The sequence below is a fragment of the Chromobacterium sp. ASV23 genome (assembly GCF_016428945.1).
In the GTDB taxonomy this organism is placed as follows: Bacteria; Pseudomonadota; Gammaproteobacteria; order Burkholderiales; family Chromobacteriaceae; genus Chromobacterium; species Chromobacterium sinusclupearum.
Map to the genome: position 1 here is coordinate 1 of NZ_JAELTR010000031.1, position 16477 is coordinate 16477.

Annotated in this window: 15 protein-coding genes; 8 read left to right on the forward strand and 7 right to left on the reverse strand. The window is 62.2% G+C overall.

What is annotated here, in order from left to right; all coding sequences use genetic code 11:
• Window positions 1–1877 precede the first annotated feature (1877 nt).
• Both JHD59_RS13305 and JHD59_RS13310 read left to right on the forward strand, forming a co-directional pair.
• The gene (locus JHD59_RS13305; protein ID WP_199154594.1) at window positions 1878–3011 is read left to right on the forward strand and encodes a DegT/DnrJ/EryC1/StrS aminotransferase family protein; all 1134 of its coding nucleotides are present in this window, start codon (window positions 1878–1880) and stop codon (window positions 3009–3011) included.
• Between the two features lie 17 nt (window positions 3012–3028).
• Window positions 3029–3991, forward strand: coding sequence for a hypothetical protein (locus tag JHD59_RS13310; protein ID WP_199154595.1), 963 nt, complete (start codon window positions 3029–3031; stop codon window positions 3989–3991).
• A 17-nt stretch (window positions 3992–4008) separates the two neighbouring features.
• On the opposite strand, the gene JHD59_RS13315 is transcribed toward JHD59_RS13310, so the two are convergent.
• The 5 genes from JHD59_RS13315 to JHD59_RS13335 are packed head-to-tail and all read right to left on the reverse strand — an operon-like array spanning window position 4009 to window position 8580.
• Complete coding sequence (locus JHD59_RS13315; RefSeq protein ID WP_199154596.1) at window positions 4009–4731, reverse strand: WbqC family protein; 723 nt, start codon at window positions 4729–4731, stop codon at window positions 4009–4011.
• A 2-nt stretch (window positions 4732–4733) separates the two neighbouring features.
• Complete coding sequence (locus JHD59_RS13320; RefSeq protein WP_199154597.1) at window positions 4734–5939, reverse strand: DegT/DnrJ/EryC1/StrS family aminotransferase; 1206 nt, start codon at window positions 5937–5939, stop codon at window positions 4734–4736.
• Window positions 5936–7129, reverse strand: coding sequence for a DegT/DnrJ/EryC1/StrS aminotransferase family protein (locus JHD59_RS13325; protein ID WP_199154598.1), 1194 nt, complete (start codon window positions 7127–7129; stop codon window positions 5936–5938). Before JHD59_RS13325 ends, JHD59_RS13320 begins: the two co-directional genes overlap by 4 nt.
• Before the next feature lie 8 nt (window positions 7130–7137).
• Window positions 7138–7830: a class I SAM-dependent methyltransferase gene (locus JHD59_RS13330; RefSeq protein WP_199154599.1), complete on the reverse strand. Its 693-nt coding sequence runs from the start codon at window positions 7828–7830 to the stop codon at window positions 7138–7140.
• A gap of 21 nt (window positions 7831–7851) precedes the next feature.
• Complete coding sequence (locus JHD59_RS13335) at window positions 7852–8580, reverse strand: S-methyl-5'-thioinosine phosphorylase (RefSeq protein WP_199154600.1); 729 nt, start codon at window positions 8578–8580, stop codon at window positions 7852–7854.
• Between the two features lie 272 nt (window positions 8581–8852).
• On the opposite strand from JHD59_RS13335, the gene hemP reads away from it, so the two are divergent.
• The 6 genes from hemP to JHD59_RS13365 are packed head-to-tail and all read left to right on the forward strand — an operon-like array spanning window position 8853 to window position 14848.
• The gene (hemP, locus tag JHD59_RS13340) at window positions 8853–9023 is read left to right on the forward strand and encodes a hemin uptake protein HemP (RefSeq protein ID WP_103317919.1); all 171 of its coding nucleotides are present in this window, start codon (window positions 8853–8855) and stop codon (window positions 9021–9023) included.
• Window positions 9024–9081: 58 nt separating this feature from the next.
• Window positions 9082–11289: a TonB-dependent hemoglobin/transferrin/lactoferrin family receptor gene (locus JHD59_RS13345; protein ID WP_199154601.1), complete on the forward strand. Its 2208-nt coding sequence runs from the start codon at window positions 9082–9084 to the stop codon at window positions 11287–11289.
• A gap of 30 nt (window positions 11290–11319) precedes the next feature.
• Window positions 11320–12354 carry a hemin-degrading factor gene (locus JHD59_RS13350; RefSeq protein ID WP_199154602.1) on the forward strand — a complete coding sequence of 345 codons (1035 nt, stop codon included), beginning with the start codon at window positions 11320–11322 and terminating at the stop codon, window positions 12352–12354.
• Window positions 12344–13135, forward strand: a complete 792-nt coding sequence (locus JHD59_RS13355) for a hemin ABC transporter substrate-binding protein (protein WP_199154603.1) — start codon at window positions 12344–12346, stop codon at window positions 13133–13135. The genes JHD59_RS13350 and JHD59_RS13355 overlap by 11 nt, the downstream gene beginning before the upstream one ends.
• Window positions 13132–14091 (forward strand): FecCD family ABC transporter permease, encoded by a 960-nt coding sequence (locus JHD59_RS13360; RefSeq protein ID WP_368671586.1) that lies wholly within the window; start codon window positions 13132–13134, stop codon window positions 14089–14091. The genes JHD59_RS13355 and JHD59_RS13360 overlap by 4 nt, the downstream gene beginning before the upstream one ends.
• Window positions 14084–14848, forward strand: a complete 765-nt coding sequence (locus tag JHD59_RS13365) for an ABC transporter ATP-binding protein (protein WP_199154604.1) — start codon at window positions 14084–14086, stop codon at window positions 14846–14848. Before JHD59_RS13360 ends, JHD59_RS13365 begins: the two co-directional genes overlap by 8 nt.
• Before the next feature lie 148 nt (window positions 14849–14996).
• Here the strand turns inward: JHD59_RS13365 and JHD59_RS13370 are convergent, their stop codons facing one another.
• The gene (locus JHD59_RS13370) at window positions 14997–15539 is read right to left on the reverse strand and encodes a hypoxanthine-guanine phosphoribosyltransferase (RefSeq protein ID WP_043627907.1); all 543 of its coding nucleotides are present in this window, start codon (window positions 15537–15539) and stop codon (window positions 14997–14999) included.
• Between the two features lie 56 nt (window positions 15540–15595).
• Window positions 15596–16468: a UTP--glucose-1-phosphate uridylyltransferase GalU gene (galU, locus tag JHD59_RS13375; protein WP_199154605.1), complete on the reverse strand. Its 873-nt coding sequence runs from the start codon at window positions 16466–16468 to the stop codon at window positions 15596–15598.
• Window positions 16469–16477 lie beyond the last annotated feature (9 nt).

The following is a 16477-nucleotide window of genomic DNA, read 5'->3' on the forward strand; positions in this document are numbered from 1 at the left end:
GAGTCTCGTGGGCTCGGAGATGTGTATAAGAGACAGGCCAACAGGTTTGGAAAGACCATCACCTTGTCAGTGTATTTTCGGATTTTCTCCGCTAAAGCCTCTGTCGATACGGTCACCAAGGCGCACTGCGGCAGCAGCCACTCAATCCCCTTGAACGATGGCTCGCAAATGTCGTACATGACATGCTCTTCCGGCATGTCCAATAGCCAGTCGTCAATTTCATAAATGATAGGCTTGCCGGACTCTATCATCGCCTCAATCAGCGACCGGAACTCCGGGAAAGGAAACAGCCGCTGGATAATGAACATATCCATGGCCTCGACAAAATCGCTGTCTTCCTTGAAGGGATAATCGCCTTCATAGCTATGATCGGCCTGATTCTTGAAATGATAGGTTTCCACCACCGGAGACATCAGGGCAAGCGGATCGCCCAGTCGCAGCTTGTAGCAGGCAGCGTCCTGCAGGTCGCGCGTGAAAACGCCGATGCGAGGCTTGCGCGGTTTCAGCCTTTCCTGCATTTTTTCCTGGGACTTCACCGCCGCCGCGCGTTGCGTGATTTCGATGAAGCGCTCCAACTGCGCGGGAAAATCCTTGATCTGCTGCTCGTAATGCTCATACACCTTGTGCACGGTCTGCTTGGCGTGCTTGATTTGTTCTGGCGTGTTCCCCCACGCCGAGCCGTCGCCATGAAACGCGTCCAGATTGGGCACCTTGGTCAGGAAGCTGCTTGGCATGTAGATCACCGGGCAGCCGCATAGCATCGCCTCGGTACAGATCGCGCTCATCTCGTAGCTGTAGAGGCACTCCGCGCCGCGAAACAATTCGGCCAGCTCCGCCAAGGTACGCGGCTTGGCCATGTCCAGCAGTTCGGCTTCCTGAAAGATATTCTTGTCTATCACGCCGCCCTGCTGGGTATAACGATGGGCGTATAAGTACTTGCCCTTGCGCTTGCCATCGTGCGGATTGTTCTTGTTATTGAATATTTCGATATCCAGTACGGGAGTGCGCATCAGCTCGGCGTCAACGCCTTCCGGCAGAAAATCGCTCTTGTTGTAGGTGAACAAGAGATCAGACGCCGCATACTGGTCAGGCCCGCCCAGGAAGCCAGGCTTATTGAGGATGTAACGAACAATCACGTCGCCAAACAAGGGGTTGCCATGCACCACCTCGGGGTAAATTACGATAGGCTCGACCCCCTGGTTACGATTGCGACTCATCGTAGCCAGCATCAAGGCAGGGGTTTTCAGGCCTTCACGCGACTCCAGTGAGGTGATGAATGCATCGTAGCCGCGCGCGTTCAGCTCATGGCATAGCTGGTGCAGCACGCGGATGCCAGAAGACGTTTCTCTAAACGCCGGTGCCACAATGTAATAAGGGTATTTCTGGGAATCAAAGGCATTTTCCTGAGTAGACACGTTAACTCCCCTTATCCAGCCATCCAAGGCTTTCTGACACTATGATGAAATTTCAAATCAAGTTAAATCACGGCAATGATCTGAATTAGCTCTCAGCCACTCACCGAATTTATCAGGCAGGCCGCATTGCCAAACTCTTGAACCCAAGCAAGCCCTTAAAACAACCATAAAAAACAAACACGTCCAAATCAGATCCACGCCAAAGCAAATTGATTCATATAAATTAACAACTCACTGACCCAGCAATGCCTAGTCGCCGATAAAAATCAAGCCTGTCGTCGCATCCGATCCGCTCACAAGATTTTCCGGACAATTGTAGACAATAGTCGAGTGGCAGTCATAGAATCAGTTAAGCCCTTGAATACCTAGACCAAACAACAGCCATCCATTGCCCGCTGACCGGCGATGTCTCATCTATAATAACAGACAGCCGTACTACGGCTTTCAGCAAGGAGGAAAGTCATGACGTCGGTTCCGCCCCCCCGCCTTCCTGTTACCCAACCTTTTCTGCCGCCTCTGGAAGCATTCCTCCCGTACCTGGAAAAAATATGGGACAGCAAACAGCTGAGCAACAACGGGCCCTTCCATCGCGAGCTTGAGGCATCCCTGGCAAAGCATCTTGGTGTCGAATATATCTCTTTATTCACTAACGGCACAATCGCGCTGATTACCGCCTTACAGGCCTTGGGCATCAAGGGCGAAGTCATCACCAGCCCATACAGTTTCGTCGCTACCAGTCACTCGCTGATGTGGAACGGCATTCGTCCAGTGTTCGCGGACATTGACCCTCAGTCGGCCAATATCGACCCGTCCCGCATCGAGGCCCTGATCACGGAACATACGACTGCCATTCTACCGGTCCATGTGTATGGCACGCCCTGCGATACCGACGCCATTCAGCGCATCGCGGATCGCTACCGTCTGAAGGTGATTTACGATGCCGCTCATTGCTTTGACGTAAAGAAAAACAGCCGCTCCATCCTGCTTAACGGAGACTTGTCCATACTGAGCTTCCACGCCACCAAGGTGTTCAACACCTTTGAAGGCGGTGCCATCGTGTGCCATAGCGCCGAGATGAAGCAACACATCGACCACCTGAAAAACTTCGGCTTCGTTGACGAGACCACCGTGGTTGAAGCCGGCATCAACGGCAAGATGACCGAGATTCAGGCTGCGATGGGCCTGCTGCAGCTGCAGTACATGGATCAGATCTCCGAGCGTCGCCGCCATCTATACCAACGCTATGTCGCGGCGCTCAGCGATGTGCCGGGCATAACCCTGCATCACGTGCCTGCTGACGTGGAATGGAACTACGCCTACTTCCCAATCTATATCAGCGAGCCGTATCCCCTGGACCGCGATGGACTGTATCAAGCCTTCCGCGACGTCAATATACTGGCACGACGCTATTTCTATCCGCTGATCAGCGATTTCTCCATCTACCATTCCGAGCCGAGCGCGCTGCAGCCGCTGCCGGTTGCCCAGCGCAAGTCAGAACAAGTGCTGTGCCTGCCGATCTACCCTGACCTGAGCGATGATCAACAGGACTTCATCATCGATCTTGCGCGCAATCCACTTCAGCAACGGAATAACTGATGGAGCCGCTTGCCACGATGCCCCCAGCCATAGGCGGCTATTTCGAGCTGGAACTGCCTCCCGCATCTGGCCACCATTATCCGGCGGCACTGCGGCTACAGTCTGCGCGCGCCTCGCTGTTGGCGCTATTGCGGCACATCAGGCCATCGCTGCTATGGTTACCCTATTTCATCTGCCCAACGATGCTGGAACCGGTACGCCGCGCGGGCGTGCCCATACGCTTCTATCCGATAGACCACAGCTACCGGCCGCCCATCGATCTCCTGCCGGCGCCGGGCGAACTGTTGCTATACGTCAACTACTACGGCATCTGCGCCGCACAGGTTGAAGAGCTGGTACAACGAGTGCCGCGAGAACAAATAATCCTGGACTACTCCCAAGCATTTTTTTCCGCCCCGCCGGACTGTCTGGCTACCATCTATTCGCCTCGCAAATTCTTCGGCGTACCGGATGGCGGCTACCTGTGCACTCATCTGGAGGTGATGCTGCCTGAGGAAACCGAAACGCTGTCTACGGAACGCTTTCGTCCATTGCTGACCCGCCTGGCCGACTCGCCCGAAGCCGGCTACCCTCACATCCTGGAAGCCCGGCGCACTTTCAAAGGCCAGGAGCCCAAGCGGATGTCTCAGCTGACTAACCGGCTGCTGGCCAGCATCGACTACGCCCGCGCGGAGAACAGACGCCGGACCAACGCCGCCCAATACCATGCTGCGTTTGGAAGCCGCAATCCGGTATCGATACCAGACGGCGTCGCGCCGCTGGCCTATCCCTTTTATTGCGAAAAACCCGGCCTGCGTGAAACACTCGCCAAACAACGGATATTCGTCGCCAAATATTGGCCGGATCTGGAACTGGCGCCGCGCGGTTGCGAAACGGAAGCCGCTCTGGCCGAACACACGCTGGCCCTGCCCTGCGACCAGCGCTATGACGAGGCGGAAATTTCGCGCGTCATCGCCGCTCTGCGCGCCGAACTCGACTGATCGCCGCAACCATCTGTTCAAGGATCGACCAGCGCCGAGTAGTCGCGCAATGCGCGCGCAACCTCTTCCGGCGCATTCCACATCAGCGCATCCAGCACCGACAAGCCGGGTTCAAAAACAAGATCGCCGGTAGCGTACTGCATGCCTTGGAAATCAAGAAACTTCAATTCGATGCCACGGCTGACAAACTGCTGCGGCTCGAACAGCTCGCGTCCGCCCAGCGGATTGATGTAGCGAGTCGCGCCTTCCAACTCGGCGATGCGCGGCGCCCAGTCTCCCGCGCCCATCTCCTGCGGCAGCAAGTATTGCTGTGCGGATGCCAGCTTGTAATGAAATGACAGGCCAAGATAATCACAGGTGGCTTTCAATGTCTGGACGTTCAGATTGACCAGCGAGTCGCTCCCGGCCGCTGCCGCAAAACCCTGTTCGATCAGCGCCGCCACCTGGCGGTAATATGGTGCTTTTTTGCGATAATGGCTGAGCTTGCCCAGCAGACTATTCTTGGTGGCGGCCAGATCCTGCACTCTGGCCTCATGGATGCGGATAGCAGTGGAGCCGTTAGCCAACGGCACGGCAATGTAGTTCCAGCCGCCAGATGGATGCAGCACCCGATTACGGGTCATCCAGCTCTTGTGAGTGTATTGAGTCAGATCGAACACAACCCACAAATCGGCCTGCGCGATCAAGGCAAAATGTCCAAGGTATGGGAAGAAATAGGGCTGCATGATCGCGACGTTCATGTTCACCCCGCTTGCCGCGCCGCGCGCACCGCGCCGGCCTGCAGCTGCGCCGCGGCTATGACGCGAGCGATCCCCGCGGCCAGTGCCTCCGTCACGCGCGCGCCTGCCGGAAGCTGCAGCAAACGGGAAGCCAGTCGTTCCGCTTCGGCTTCATCCGCGCAGCGCCGGCGCGAGGCATCAGCATAGATAGGAGCACGCAACCAGCTTGGCACTATCTGCGCTCCGATATTTTCCGCACGCAATACATGCGCCAGCTCATCGGCGCACAAACCGAACACCGCTTCGTCTACGCGCAGCAAGATATTCTGATTCGTCGGCTCGGCCGACCTGCCCGCTTGCCACAACGCCACGCCCGGCACATCACGCAGCGCTGCCGCATAGGCGTCGCGCAGGCTTCTGTTGTGCGCCAAATGAGCCGCCATGCGCTCCAGATTATGCAGCGCAATAGCCGCCTGGGCCTCGGATAACCTGCCATTGCTGGTCTTGACCACCGGCACGATCACGCTGCCCATGCCGTAATTGCTGCGGATATTCCGGATATGCGCAGCCAAGGCGTCGTCGTTGGTGCAGATCACGCCGCCCTCTCCAGCGCTGAGCACATTGTCCGAATGCAGCGAGAACACCTCCATCGCACCATTGCCACCCAACCGTCTGCCGGCAGCCAAGGCGCCGAAGGACTGAGTGGAGTCGAAATACAAGGGCACATGGTAGCGGTCTGCCATCTCTCGAAGTGCCGAAACATCGTCGGCGCTCCCCCAGGCATTCAGCGCCAGAATGGCAACGGGCTTGTCTTCGCGGAGAATCGTCTCCAGCATTGCCGCATCCAGCCCCCCCGTAGCGGGATCAACATCGCAGAACAAGGGCTCGCAATCCGCCCATAGCAGCGACTGCGCGGTCCAGGCGTGCGCCAGGGCCGAGACTACAACCTTGCCATGCAGCCCCATAGCCTGGGCGGCCAGAACCAGCGCGATCTCGGCATTGGTGGTGCACATCGCATGCCGCACGCCACAATACTCAGCCAACGCCGCTTCCAAACGCTGTGCCAGCGGACCGTGGTTGGTATAGTACTGACGGTCAAAGATGTCACGGAAAGCCGCCTCGTAAGCGTGCCAATCGGGGAAGTAATGCTGGCCCAGCGGCACGATGTTGCCGGCCAGCGGCGCGCCGCCCAAAGCGGCCAATTGACGTTGAGTGTCGGTCTGGCTCACTGCAGCCCCCTGTCGCGGATCTCCGCCCCGTTTTGGTAAATGAAGGCCAACAGACCGACGATCTGTTCTATATCGCCTTCGCTGACGAAATAGCCGCAAGGCAGCAGCAGGAAGCGTTGCGCCAGCCTCTCCGTCTGCGCCAGATCGCCATGAATCATCTCATAGCCGGTCTTTTTCTGATGCAATGGCGGAGAATAGTAGGCTCGGCACAGCATCTTTTCCGCATTCAGCAACTTAAGGGTGTCATCGCGGCTGATCGGCCAGTCGTCCAGCAACTCCACCAGGATGTTCTTGTAGCCGCAACGCTCGCTTTCGTCGAACTCGCGCAGCCGGATGCCCGGCAGCGCGGCCAGAAAACGACGATAGGCATAGTAGCGCTTGCGGTTGTCGGCCACCTGTCGCTCCACATCATCCAGGGCCGCCAGCGCCATCGCCGCATGCATTTCGTTCTGTTTGACGCCCAGGCCGGGCAAAACCATCCGGCCGTCCTCATCCACGCCGTGGTCGCGCAGCACGCGCAGCTTCGCCGCCAGCGCATCGTCGTTGGTGGTGACGTAGCCGCCCTCGAAAGCGTTGAACAGCTTGCTCGATTGCATCGAGAAGCATTCGGCGCTGCCGCAGGAGCCTATCTTGCGGCCCTTGTATGACTCATACACCGACTCCACCGCATCGAATAGCAGCGGGATGCCGGTGCGCTGCGACAGCGCCTCCAGCCCATCGACGTCGCAACAATTGACGATGGGATGCACGCCGAGGATCAGCGCGGTATTGTCGTTGATGCACCGCGCGGCGGTTTCGCCGGTGATGCACAGCTGCTCCGGGTCCACTTCGCAGAAATGCGGGGTTAGCCCGGCCCAGGCAACGATGTCGGCCAAGCGGCGATAGGTCAAAGACGGCATCACCACTTCGTTGCGTCCGGGCAGCGCCAGGCTCTTCATCGCCATGACCAGGCCCCAGAAACCGCCGCAGAATGACACGCAATGCCGCACCTCATGGAACGCCGCCAGCCGCTTCTCATGCAGGGATTCCACTACGCCGTGGTCTGTGTATTGCTGCTGCTCGAAAAACATTTTCGAGTAGTGAAGAAAGGTCTCGATGTCCGGCCGCACCAGATTGGAGATCGACCTTATGCTGTCAAACAAGGGCTGGCCGCCATAATGAGCCAAATCGTCTACCTTGTGCTTGCGCATGGGCACCCCTATTCCAGGATTTCTAACACCGCGTTGTAGCGGTAATGGGATTGGTAGAAGTGGTCAGGCATCCTGCTGGCGCTCAATCGCCAGCCGGCCTCCTCTGCCAGTGCCGCCATCTGTTCCGGATTGCGCCAGCGGCCGATCTGGGAAGCCGGATCTTCGATGTCGCGGCTGTAATCGACATCGGCGGGATAGAATTGACCCGCCAGGTCGCGGTCCGGCAGATTGCCGAGAAACACCCTCGTCACATTGGCAAACCGCTTTCGCAGCGTCGTCAACACATCCAGCGCAGTATCGTCGTTCATGTACGACAGCACCGCGAAGCACATCGCCTTGTTGAAACGCTTTGGATCCGGTTCGCCACGCAAATACTCCAAGGCGTCGGAGAAATGGAAATCGAAGCCGGGCCGATGAAACTTGCGCTGCCCCACCGATACGAGGTATTCGGAAAAATCCACGCCGAGATAACCGGAACAATCGGGGAACAGATAATGCGACAACGCGCCGTTGCCGCAGCCTATGTCCAGCAGGACATCGCCAGCGGCCAACTCCAGTCCAGACCTCATCGCCGCCACCATCAGCAGGATTTGGTCCTCTGGAATCGGCTTGCCGTACGCAGTGCGCCGCACCTGTCCCCAGATATCGTCGGGGTCCAGTGTCTTCGGATATTCCTTATAGTCCGACTTCGGATACTCCATAACCTTCCTTTGCTTGACGCACTAGTTGGCAAAACAGGCTTCCAGCGTGTGCATCAAATCCTGCACGCTCTTGGCCGCCACCGCCGGATCGAACTCCACTTTGGCCTGGCGGCCCTTGCCAGCCGCCCAGTTGCTGACCAGGCATAGATGGGCATACGGTAGATCCAGCTCTCGCGCCAACGCGGCTTCCGGCATGCCCGTCATCCCTACAATATCGGCGCCGCAACGCTCCAGCTTGAGTATCTCGGCGGCGGTTTCCAGCCGCGGCCCCTGGGTGCAGGCATAGACGCCGTCATGCACGCCGCTGATGCCGGTGGCCTTGATCGCCTCGAGCAGGCGGCGGCGCAGGGCATGATCGTATGGCGAGGTGAACTCGGTATGCACCACCGGCCGTTCCGGTCCCTCGAAATAGGTATGTTTGCGGCCCCAGGTGTAATCGATGATGTCGTGCGGCACCACTAACCGCCCCGGCGCCATGTCAGGCCGAATGCCGCCGACGGTGCCGATGGCGATGACGCCCTTGGCGCCCTGATTATGCAAGGCCCAAAGATTGGCCCGGTAATTGATTTCGTGCGGCGCCAGCGAATGGCCATAGCCGTGGCGGGCGATGAACACCACGTTCTGCCCGGCCAGCTTGCCATAGGTCAAGGCGCACGATGGGTCGCCATACGGGGTGCGCACCACTTGGCGGTGCGTCACTTCCAGTATCGGCAGTTGGGCCAGTCCGCTTCCCCCGATGATTGCCAACATATCCGTCCCCCCTTTTGTCATTTTGAGCGGTCCCACCATGGGCTACGCCGCCCGCCTGTCGGACGGTCCGACGCTATCCAGCCGCTTTTTCTGATTATGTCCGAATCCGCGTCACAAGGGACAACAAATCAGCAGGAAAATGCACCCTCGGATTGGCCCCTTCGCATGGGTCTCTGGACCGGAATCCAGGCCACAAACCCGCCAGCAGAGCAGCGATAGCCGCCGGCTGCCATGATCTTGCTCAATTAAACGATAATGGTTATCATTAACAAATGAACACCGCCCACGACAAAGCCCCCACTCGCACCGGTCCCGCTCCGGCGACGCCGCTGCTGCACAGCCGCCTGCTGTTTGGAGGCGGACGTGAAATCCTGATCGAGCATCAGGGCGAGCTGTACCGCTTGCAGCTCACCCGCAACGGCAAACTGATACTGATCAAATAGCAACCCGCAAGCCAGCCGACAGCCAGCCAGCGGAAACGACGAAAATATTGGAGTTTCCATGGCCCTGTTCCGTGCCACCCCTTTGATGCTGAGCCTGGCCGCCGCCTGGCCGGCTTTCGCGGAAGAGCTTCCGCAATCGCTGGAAACCGTCCAGGTGACGGCCCACCGCACTGAGAAGCCGCTGGCGGAAACCGCGCCCAACGCCAGCGTGATTTCGCGCCACAAGCTGGACGACAGGCTGATCCGCGACATCTCCGACGCCGCCAAGTACGAGCCGGGCGTGGAAGTCGCCTCCGACCCCAACCGCCGCGGCAACGCCGGCTGGACCATACGCGGCATAGACGGCAACCGCATCCTGATGTTGATCGACGGCGAACGCCTGCCGGAAGCCTATGCCGGCGGCGGCAATGGCAACGGCGCGATTTCCGGCCGCGACTTCGTCGAACTGGAAACGCTGCGCGCCATCGACATCGTCAAGGGCCCCACGTCCAGCCTGTATGGCTCGGATGCCATCGGCGGCGTCATCGGCTACCGCACCAAGGCGGTGGACGACTGTGTGCCGGAGGAAACTGGCGTCGGCGGCAGCGTCAAAACGTTCGGTTCGACGGCCGACAACAGTTGGGGCGGCAGCGCTGCCGTGGGCGTCAAAGGCGAGCGCGCCGACGCCATGCTGATCTACACCCACCGCAACGGCCGCGAGATCGACAATCAAGGCGGCAACGACAGCAGCAGCACCGCCCGCACCGCGCCCAATCCGCAGAGCTGGCATAGCGACAACGTGCTGGCCAAGCTCGGTTACAAGCTGGCCCCGCAGCAAAGGCTGGAGCTGACGCTGGAGCATTTCCGCCGCGATACCGATACCAATCTGCTGAACACGCTGTACCCAGCCGCCATCGACCGCCGCTCCGGCCGCCTCAAGCCGGCGCTGCAAGCGCAAACCGCCGCCGACCGCATCCAGCGCGACCGCGTGTCGCTGGGCTGGGAAGGCAAGTCGCTGGGTCCGTTCGAGCGTCTGTCGGCCAAGGTATACCAACAGAAACTCGACAACGCCGACGACAGCCTGGAGCAATACGGCAACGGCAGCCGCATCGCCTCCAACTACAGCTTTGACCAGAAGATCCTGGGCCTGAGCATGGAAGCGGAACAACGCTTCGCCGCGTTGTCGGCCGAGCATCAGTTGCTGTGGGGCGCCGACCTGTCGCGCACCGACACCAGCAGGCCGCGGATGAAGACGCAATACCTGGCCAATGGCTCGAGCAACAATGTCATCGGCGGCGAAACCTTCCCCAGCAAGACCTTCCCGGACAGCACGTCCGACCGCATCGGCCTGTTCATCCAGGATGAAATGAAGTTCGCCAATGGCATCGCCCTGTCGCCATCGTTGCGCTGGGACCACTACAAGATGACCACGCAGCCGGACCAGGCCTATGCCAATAGCGGCGGCCAGCCGGTGCCGTCGTTCCAGGACGGCGCCTTCTCGCCCAAGCTGGGCCTGAGCATCCCGTTCGCCGAGCATTACACCGGCTTCGCCCAGCTGTCGTCCGGCTTCCGCGCGCCGCCGTTCGACGACGCCAATATGGCCTTCGTCAATCGAGCCTACGGCTATCAGGTGATTGCCAATCCCAACCTGAAATCCGAAACCAGCCGCGGCATCGAACTCGGCCTGAAAGGCAAATGGGACCGCTTCGACTTCGGTCTGACCGCCTACGCCAACCGCTACCGCGACTTCATCGAGCAGCAAAGCCTGGGCATGCAGGGCGGCCTGCTGACCTTCCAGTATCAGAACATCGGCCGCGTCGACATCAAGGGCGCCGAGGCCCGCGCCGGCTGGCGCTTCGCCCCAGGCTGGCAGACCAATGCCGCCATCGCCTACGCCCATGGCGAGAACCTGGACAACAACACGCCGCTGGCCTCTGTTTCTCCGCTCTCCGCCGTGCTGGGCCTGCGCTACGACCAGGCGAGCTTCGGTGGCGAGGCTCTGCTGCGCGCCGCCGTACGCAATAGCCGCGTACCGGCCGTGTCTTCGCTGCAGAACCCGTCCGCCCAGAGCCAGGCTTTCGAGGCACCTGGTTACGCCACGCTGGACCTGACCGCTTACTGGAAGCCCGCCAAGCAGACCGTGGTGCGCGCCGGCGTGTTCAATGTCTTCGACCGCAAGTACTGGAAAGCCGCCGACGTGCGCGGCCTGCCCGCAGGCGACGCCACGCTGGACCGCTACACCCAGCCAGGCCGCAATGTCGGCGCCAGCGTCGAGTACCAGTTCTGACCCTTATCACACCATTCCAAGGAGAATTTCATGAGCCAGCTATGGGAACGCTACCAGTCGCTCAAAGCCAGCCAACCGCGCCTGCGCGCGCGCGACGCCGCCATCGCCCTGCAGGTCAGCGAATGCGAACTGGTGGCCGCCGACCCGGCCGCCACGCCGCTCAAACCCGAATGGCCGCAGATCCTGGGCGAACTGCACGCCCTGGGCCGCGTGATGGCGCTGACGCGCAACCACGCCTGCGTCCACGAAACCAAGGGCGACTACGCCAATGTGTCGTTTGAAGGCAAAGTGGGCCTGGCGCTCAACCCGGTGATCGACCTGCGCATGTTCCTGTTCCACTGGCGCCACGGTTTCGCGGTAGTGAGCGAAACCCCGCGCGGCACCCAGCGCAGCCTGCAGTTCTTCGACCGCCACGGCGAAGCGGTGCACAAGGTCTATCTGACCGAAGACAGCGATGTCGCCGCCTTCGACGCGCTGATGGTGCGCCATGCCGCGCCGGCAGCCGAACTGACGCTGGAGCCCGCCGCGCCGGCCGAGCCGGAGCAGGCCGACGAGGCCATAGACCAAGCCGCCTTCCAGGCCGAATGGCTGGCGTTGAGCGACGTGCACCACTTCCACGCCTTCCTGCGCCGCTGGCAGGTCTCGCGCCGCCAGGGCTTCCGCCTGGCGCCGCCGGGCCAGGCCTGGCGCGTGCGCGAAGACGCGGTGGAACAATTGCTGCGCCGCGCCGCCGCGACCGAAACGCCCATCATGGTGTTCGCCGGCAACCGCGGCATGATCCAGATCCATACCGGCGCCGTGCGCAATGTGCAGGTAGTGGGCGACTGGCTCAATGTGCTGGACCCGGACTTCAATCTGCATCTGCGCACCGACCTGATCGCCGAAGCCTGGATCACCCGCAAGCCGGGCGACACCGGCGTGGTGACTTCGCTGGAGCTGTTCGACGAGGCCGGCGAATCGCTGGCCACCTTCTTCGGTGAGCGCAAGCCGGGCCGCGCCGAGCGCGCCGAATGGGTGAAGCTCTTGGGCGAACTGCCGACGCTGGAGCAAGCCGATGTCGCGTAAATCCTGGTTTGCCGGACTGCTGCTGGCGGTGTCCGCCCTGCCCGTGCTGGCGGCGGAGCGGCTGGTGGTGGTGACGCCGGACATCGCCGAAATCGTCGTCGCGCTGGGCGCGGCCGGCCAGGTGGTGGGCCGCGACCGCAGCAGCAAGGAGCCGGAGCTGGCCCATGCCCAGGTGGTGGGCTTTTCGCGCGCGCTGAACGCCGAAACCATCGCCGGCCTGAAGCCGAGCCTGGTGCTGGGCAGCGCCGCCGCCCAGCCGCCGACGCTGTGGCCGCAGCTGAAACAGCTGAAGCTGCGCGCCGAGGAAGTCAGCCCGCGCGAGGACGGCCGTGACTTCGCAGAGGCCATCCGCAAGGTGGGCAAGCTGCTGGGCCGCGACGCCGCCGCCGACACGCTGGCCGCCGACTGGCAGCGCGCGATGCAGCCGCGCACGGGCCGAGCCGTGCGCTATCTGGTCAGCTACGACGGCACGCTGGCGGCCGGCCGCGACACCGCCCCGGACACGCTGATCCGCGCCGCCGGCGGCGTCAACGCGGCAGCCGGCCTGTCCGGCTTCAAACCGCTGAACCGCGACGCCTGGCTGGCATTGAAGCCGGACGTGATCATTCTGGGCAGCCATACCGCGGCGGCCTACGGCGGCAAGGAGGCTTTCGCCAAGCGGCCGGAAATCGCCGCCACGCCGGCCGGCAAGCAGGGCCGCATCTATCAGCTGCCGCCGCAGCAAGGCATGCTGGTTGGCTTGGGCAGCCCGGCCGTGGTCGAACAAATGGTGAAAATGTGAACGCGTCCCACCGCTGGCTGTGGGCCGGCCTGATCGCCGCCAGCCTGGGCCTACCCTGGCTGGCCTTGTCGAGTTCCGCAGGCCACTTGGCCTGGCCGGATCTGGCCGATCCGCTAGTCACCCAGTTGCGCCTGCCCCGCATCGTGGCCGCGCTGGGCGTCGGCGCGGCCCTGGCCGCCAGCGGCGCGGCCCTGCAGGCGCTGTTCCGCAATCCGCTGGCCGATCCCGGCTTGATCGGCACCTCAGGCGGCGCCGCTCTGGCGGTCATCGCCGTGCTGGCGCTGGGGCTAGCCGGCCTGTCGCTGCCGCTGGCGGCCTTCGGCGGCGGCCTGGCCGCCACCTGGCTGATCCTGCTGCTGGCGCGGCTGGCCAAGGGCGGGCTGGCTGGGCTATTGCTGATGGGGCTGGTGGTCGGCGCGTTTTGCGGCGCCGTGTCCAGCCTGATCCTGTTCCTGTCCGACGACCTGACGCTGCGCGCCGCCAGCAGCTGGCTGGCCGGCAATCTGGGCACGGCGCAGCCGGACCGGCTGTGGCCTTGTCTGCTGATCGCCGGACTGGGCGTGGCCCTGCTGTGCGCCATAGGCCGCGATCTGGACTGCCTGCTGCTGGGCGAGGAAAGCGCCCGCTCTCTGGGCGTCAACACCGTGCGCACCCGTCGTCTGGCCGCGGCCGGCGCCGCGCTGGCGACAGGCGGCGCGGTGGCGCTGTCCGGCGTCATTGGCTTTGTCGGCATGATGATCCCCAACGCGCTGGCCCTGCTGGTGGGCGGCTGCCGCCGCAAGCTGATCCTGCTGTCGGCCTGGGCCGGCGCGCTGTTTCTGCTGGCGGTGGACACGCTGGCGCGCAACATCGCCTGGCCGCTGGACCTGCCCGTCGGCCTGATGGCGGCCTTCGCCGGCCCGCCGTTCTTCATCTGGCTGTTCCGACGCCAACAAGGGAGTGCCAACCATGCCTGAAGCCCTAAGCCTGAAAGTGCGCGAGCTGGGCTACGCGGTCCCCGGCCGCGAACTGCTGCGCGACATCCGGCTCGACTTGCCCGCCGGCCGCGTCTGCGCCCTGCTCGGCCCGAATGGCGCCGGCAAGACCACGCTGTTGCGCCTGCTGGCTGGACTGGCCGCGCCCACGCATGGCGCAGTGCGCTTGAACGGCCAATGCGTATCCCGGATGGACGCGCTGCAGCGCGCGCGCCGCATCGCCTGGGTGCCGCAGCATCTGCCGGCCGATATCCCGTTGACGGTGAGCGAGTTCGTCGCGCTGGGCCGCATGCCCTTCCTCGGCGCCTTCACCCGTCCTGCCGCGGCAGACCGCCTGGCGGTCAATCAGGCGCTGGCGACGGTGGAGCTGGAAACGCACGGCGGAGCGCGGCTGGATTCACTGTCCGGCGGCGAGCGGCAACGCGCGGCCATCGCCCGCGCGCTGGCGCAGCAAGCGCCGGTGATTCTGCTGGACGAGCCGACCAACCACCTGGACCTGCGCCACCAGCACAAGCTGCAACTATTGCTGCGCGAGTTGGCTGCGCAAGGCAAGACCGTGGTGCAGGTGCTGCACGATCTGGCGCTGGCCGCCGAATACGCGGACCGGGTGGCGCTGCTCGACAACGGCAAACTGGTGGCGGAAGGCGAACCGCATGCGGTGCTGACGCCGGAGCGGCTGCTGGCGGTATACCGCTGGCCGGTGCGGCTGCAGCATCACGCGCCGCAGCAGGCCGCCTGAAAACGCAAGAAATCCGACGCCATCGCCGCCGTGTCATTATCCTTTACACGGCGAAAATGGGTGTCGATCATTGGCAGAAAGATACCTCTCCGCATGAAAAAGGCCGCCCCGGTTATCCGGCGCGGCCTGTTGCCTGTATGGCGCAGTATTACTTCAGGGCATGAATCGCAGGCAGATTGCGCCAGGCGCCGCGCACGTCCATGCCGTAGCCGAACACATAGCGATCCGGCACGTCCAGGCCGACGAAATCGGCCTGCAGCGGCTTGGCCTTGCTGATCAGCTTGTTGGCGAACACGCCGCTATAGAATGCCTTGGCGCCCATGCCCATCACCTTGTCGCGGATCGCCGCCATGGTGTGGCCTTCGTCCAGGATGTCGTCCAGCACCAGCACCACGCGGTCGCGCACGTCTTCCTTGGGCGCCTGCTTCCACACCAGCTCGCCGCCGTGAGTCTTGTCGCCGTAACGCGATACATGAACGTAGTCGAAATCCAGCGGGAAGGCCAGGCGCGGCAGCAACTGGCCGGTGAACACCACGGCGCCGCCCATCACCGACAGTACCAGCGGGTATTCCTCGCCGAGTTTTTCGGTGATTTCCACCGCCATGCGGTCGACGGCGGCGCTGACTTCTTCGGCGCTGAACAGCACATCCGAGCTGTTGATCAGACCACGGGCTTCGGCAATATTAGGCATGATGACTCCTTAACAGAACAGGCGGCGCCGCCGTTGGCGGCGCAATGGAAAAACTGTCAGTCGATTTTCAACTCGCGCAGGAAGGCGGCAAACTCGCCCGCCACCTCGTGATGCTTCAAACCATAGTTGACCGTGGCTTTCAGGTAACCCAGCTTGGAGCCGCAATCATAGCGCGTGCCCTTGAACGGCAGCGCCAGCACGGCCTCGTCCTTCAGCAAGGCGGCGATGCCGTCGGTCAGTTGGATCTCGCCGCCGGCCCCCGCGCCGGTATTAACCAGCTTGTCGAAAATGCGCGGCGTCAGAATGTAGCGCCCCACCACCGCCAGATTGGACGGCGCCTGTTCCGGCCTCGGCTTCTCCACGATGTGCTCGACGCGCTGATGGCCATGGGCGTCTGCCGCCGTCTTGACGATGCCGTAGGAGCCGGTGTCTTCCGGCGCCACGGTCTCCACGCCCAGTATGGACGAGTGGGTCTCATCAAACAGACGCACCATCTGCTCCATCGCGCCCGGCGCGCCCTCGATCAAGTCGTCGGCCAGGATCACCGCGAACGGCTCGTCGCCGACCACAGGCCGCGCGCACAGCACGGCGTGGCCCAGGCCCAGCGCCTCGGTCTGGCGGATATAGATGCAGCTGACCGTGGGCGGGATGATTTCCTGCACCAGTTGCAGCAGCTTCTGCTTGTTCTTGTATTCGAGCTCGGTCTCCAGCTCGTAAGCCTTGTCGAAATGGTCTTCGATCGAACGCTTATTGCGGCCGGTGATGAAGATCAGCTCGGTCATGCCGGCGGCGATCGCCTCCTCCACCGCGTACTGGATCAACGGCTTGTCGACGACGGGCAGCATTTCCTTGGGGCTGGCCTTGGTCGCCGGCAGGAAACGGGTGCCCAGACCGGCAACCGGAAACACGGCTTTGGTGATCTTTTTCATCTCGATTCC

Bases quoted from the DNA above. Each gene is read 5' to 3' on its own strand.
- JHD59_RS13370 (WP_043627907.1), bottom strand. From the start codon at position 15,539: ATGCCTAATATTGCCGAAGCCCGTGGTCTGATCAACAGCTCGGATGTG.
- JHD59_RS13330 (WP_199154599.1), bottom strand. From the start codon at position 7,830: ATGGAGTATCCGAAGTCGGACTATAAGGAATATCCGAAGACACTGGAC.
- JHD59_RS13350 (WP_199154602.1), top strand. From the start codon at position 11,320: ATGAGCCAGCTATGGGAACGCTACCAGTCGCTCAAAGCCAGCCAACCG.
- galU (WP_199154605.1), bottom strand. From the start codon at position 16,468: ATGAAAAAGATCACCAAAGCCGTGTTTCCGGTTGCCGGTCTGGGCACC.
- JHD59_RS13315 (WP_199154596.1), bottom strand. From the start codon at position 4,731: ATGAACGTCGCGATCATGCAGCCCTATTTCTTCCCATACCTTGGACAT.
- JHD59_RS13305 (WP_199154594.1), top strand. From the start codon at position 1,878: ATGACGTCGGTTCCGCCCCCCCGCCTTCCTGTTACCCAACCTTTTCTG.
- JHD59_RS13325 (WP_199154598.1), bottom strand. From the start codon at position 7,129: ATGCGCAAGCACAAGGTAGACGATTTGGCTCATTATGGCGGCCAGCCC.
- JHD59_RS13345 (WP_199154601.1), top strand. From the start codon at position 9,082: ATGGCCCTGTTCCGTGCCACCCCTTTGATGCTGAGCCTGGCCGCCGCC.
- JHD59_RS13365 (WP_199154604.1), top strand. From the start codon at position 14,084: ATGCCTGAAGCCCTAAGCCTGAAAGTGCGCGAGCTGGGCTACGCGGTC.
- JHD59_RS13335 (WP_199154600.1), bottom strand. From the start codon at position 8,580: ATGTTGGCAATCATCGGGGGAAGCGGACTGGCCCAACTGCCGATACTG.
- hemP (WP_103317919.1), top strand. From the start codon at position 8,853: ATGAACACCGCCCACGACAAAGCCCCCACTCGCACCGGTCCCGCTCCG.
- JHD59_RS13310 (WP_199154595.1), top strand. From the start codon at position 3,029: ATGCCCCCAGCCATAGGCGGCTATTTCGAGCTGGAACTGCCTCCCGCA.
- JHD59_RS13355 (WP_199154603.1), top strand. From the start codon at position 12,344: ATGTCGCGTAAATCCTGGTTTGCCGGACTGCTGCTGGCGGTGTCCGCC.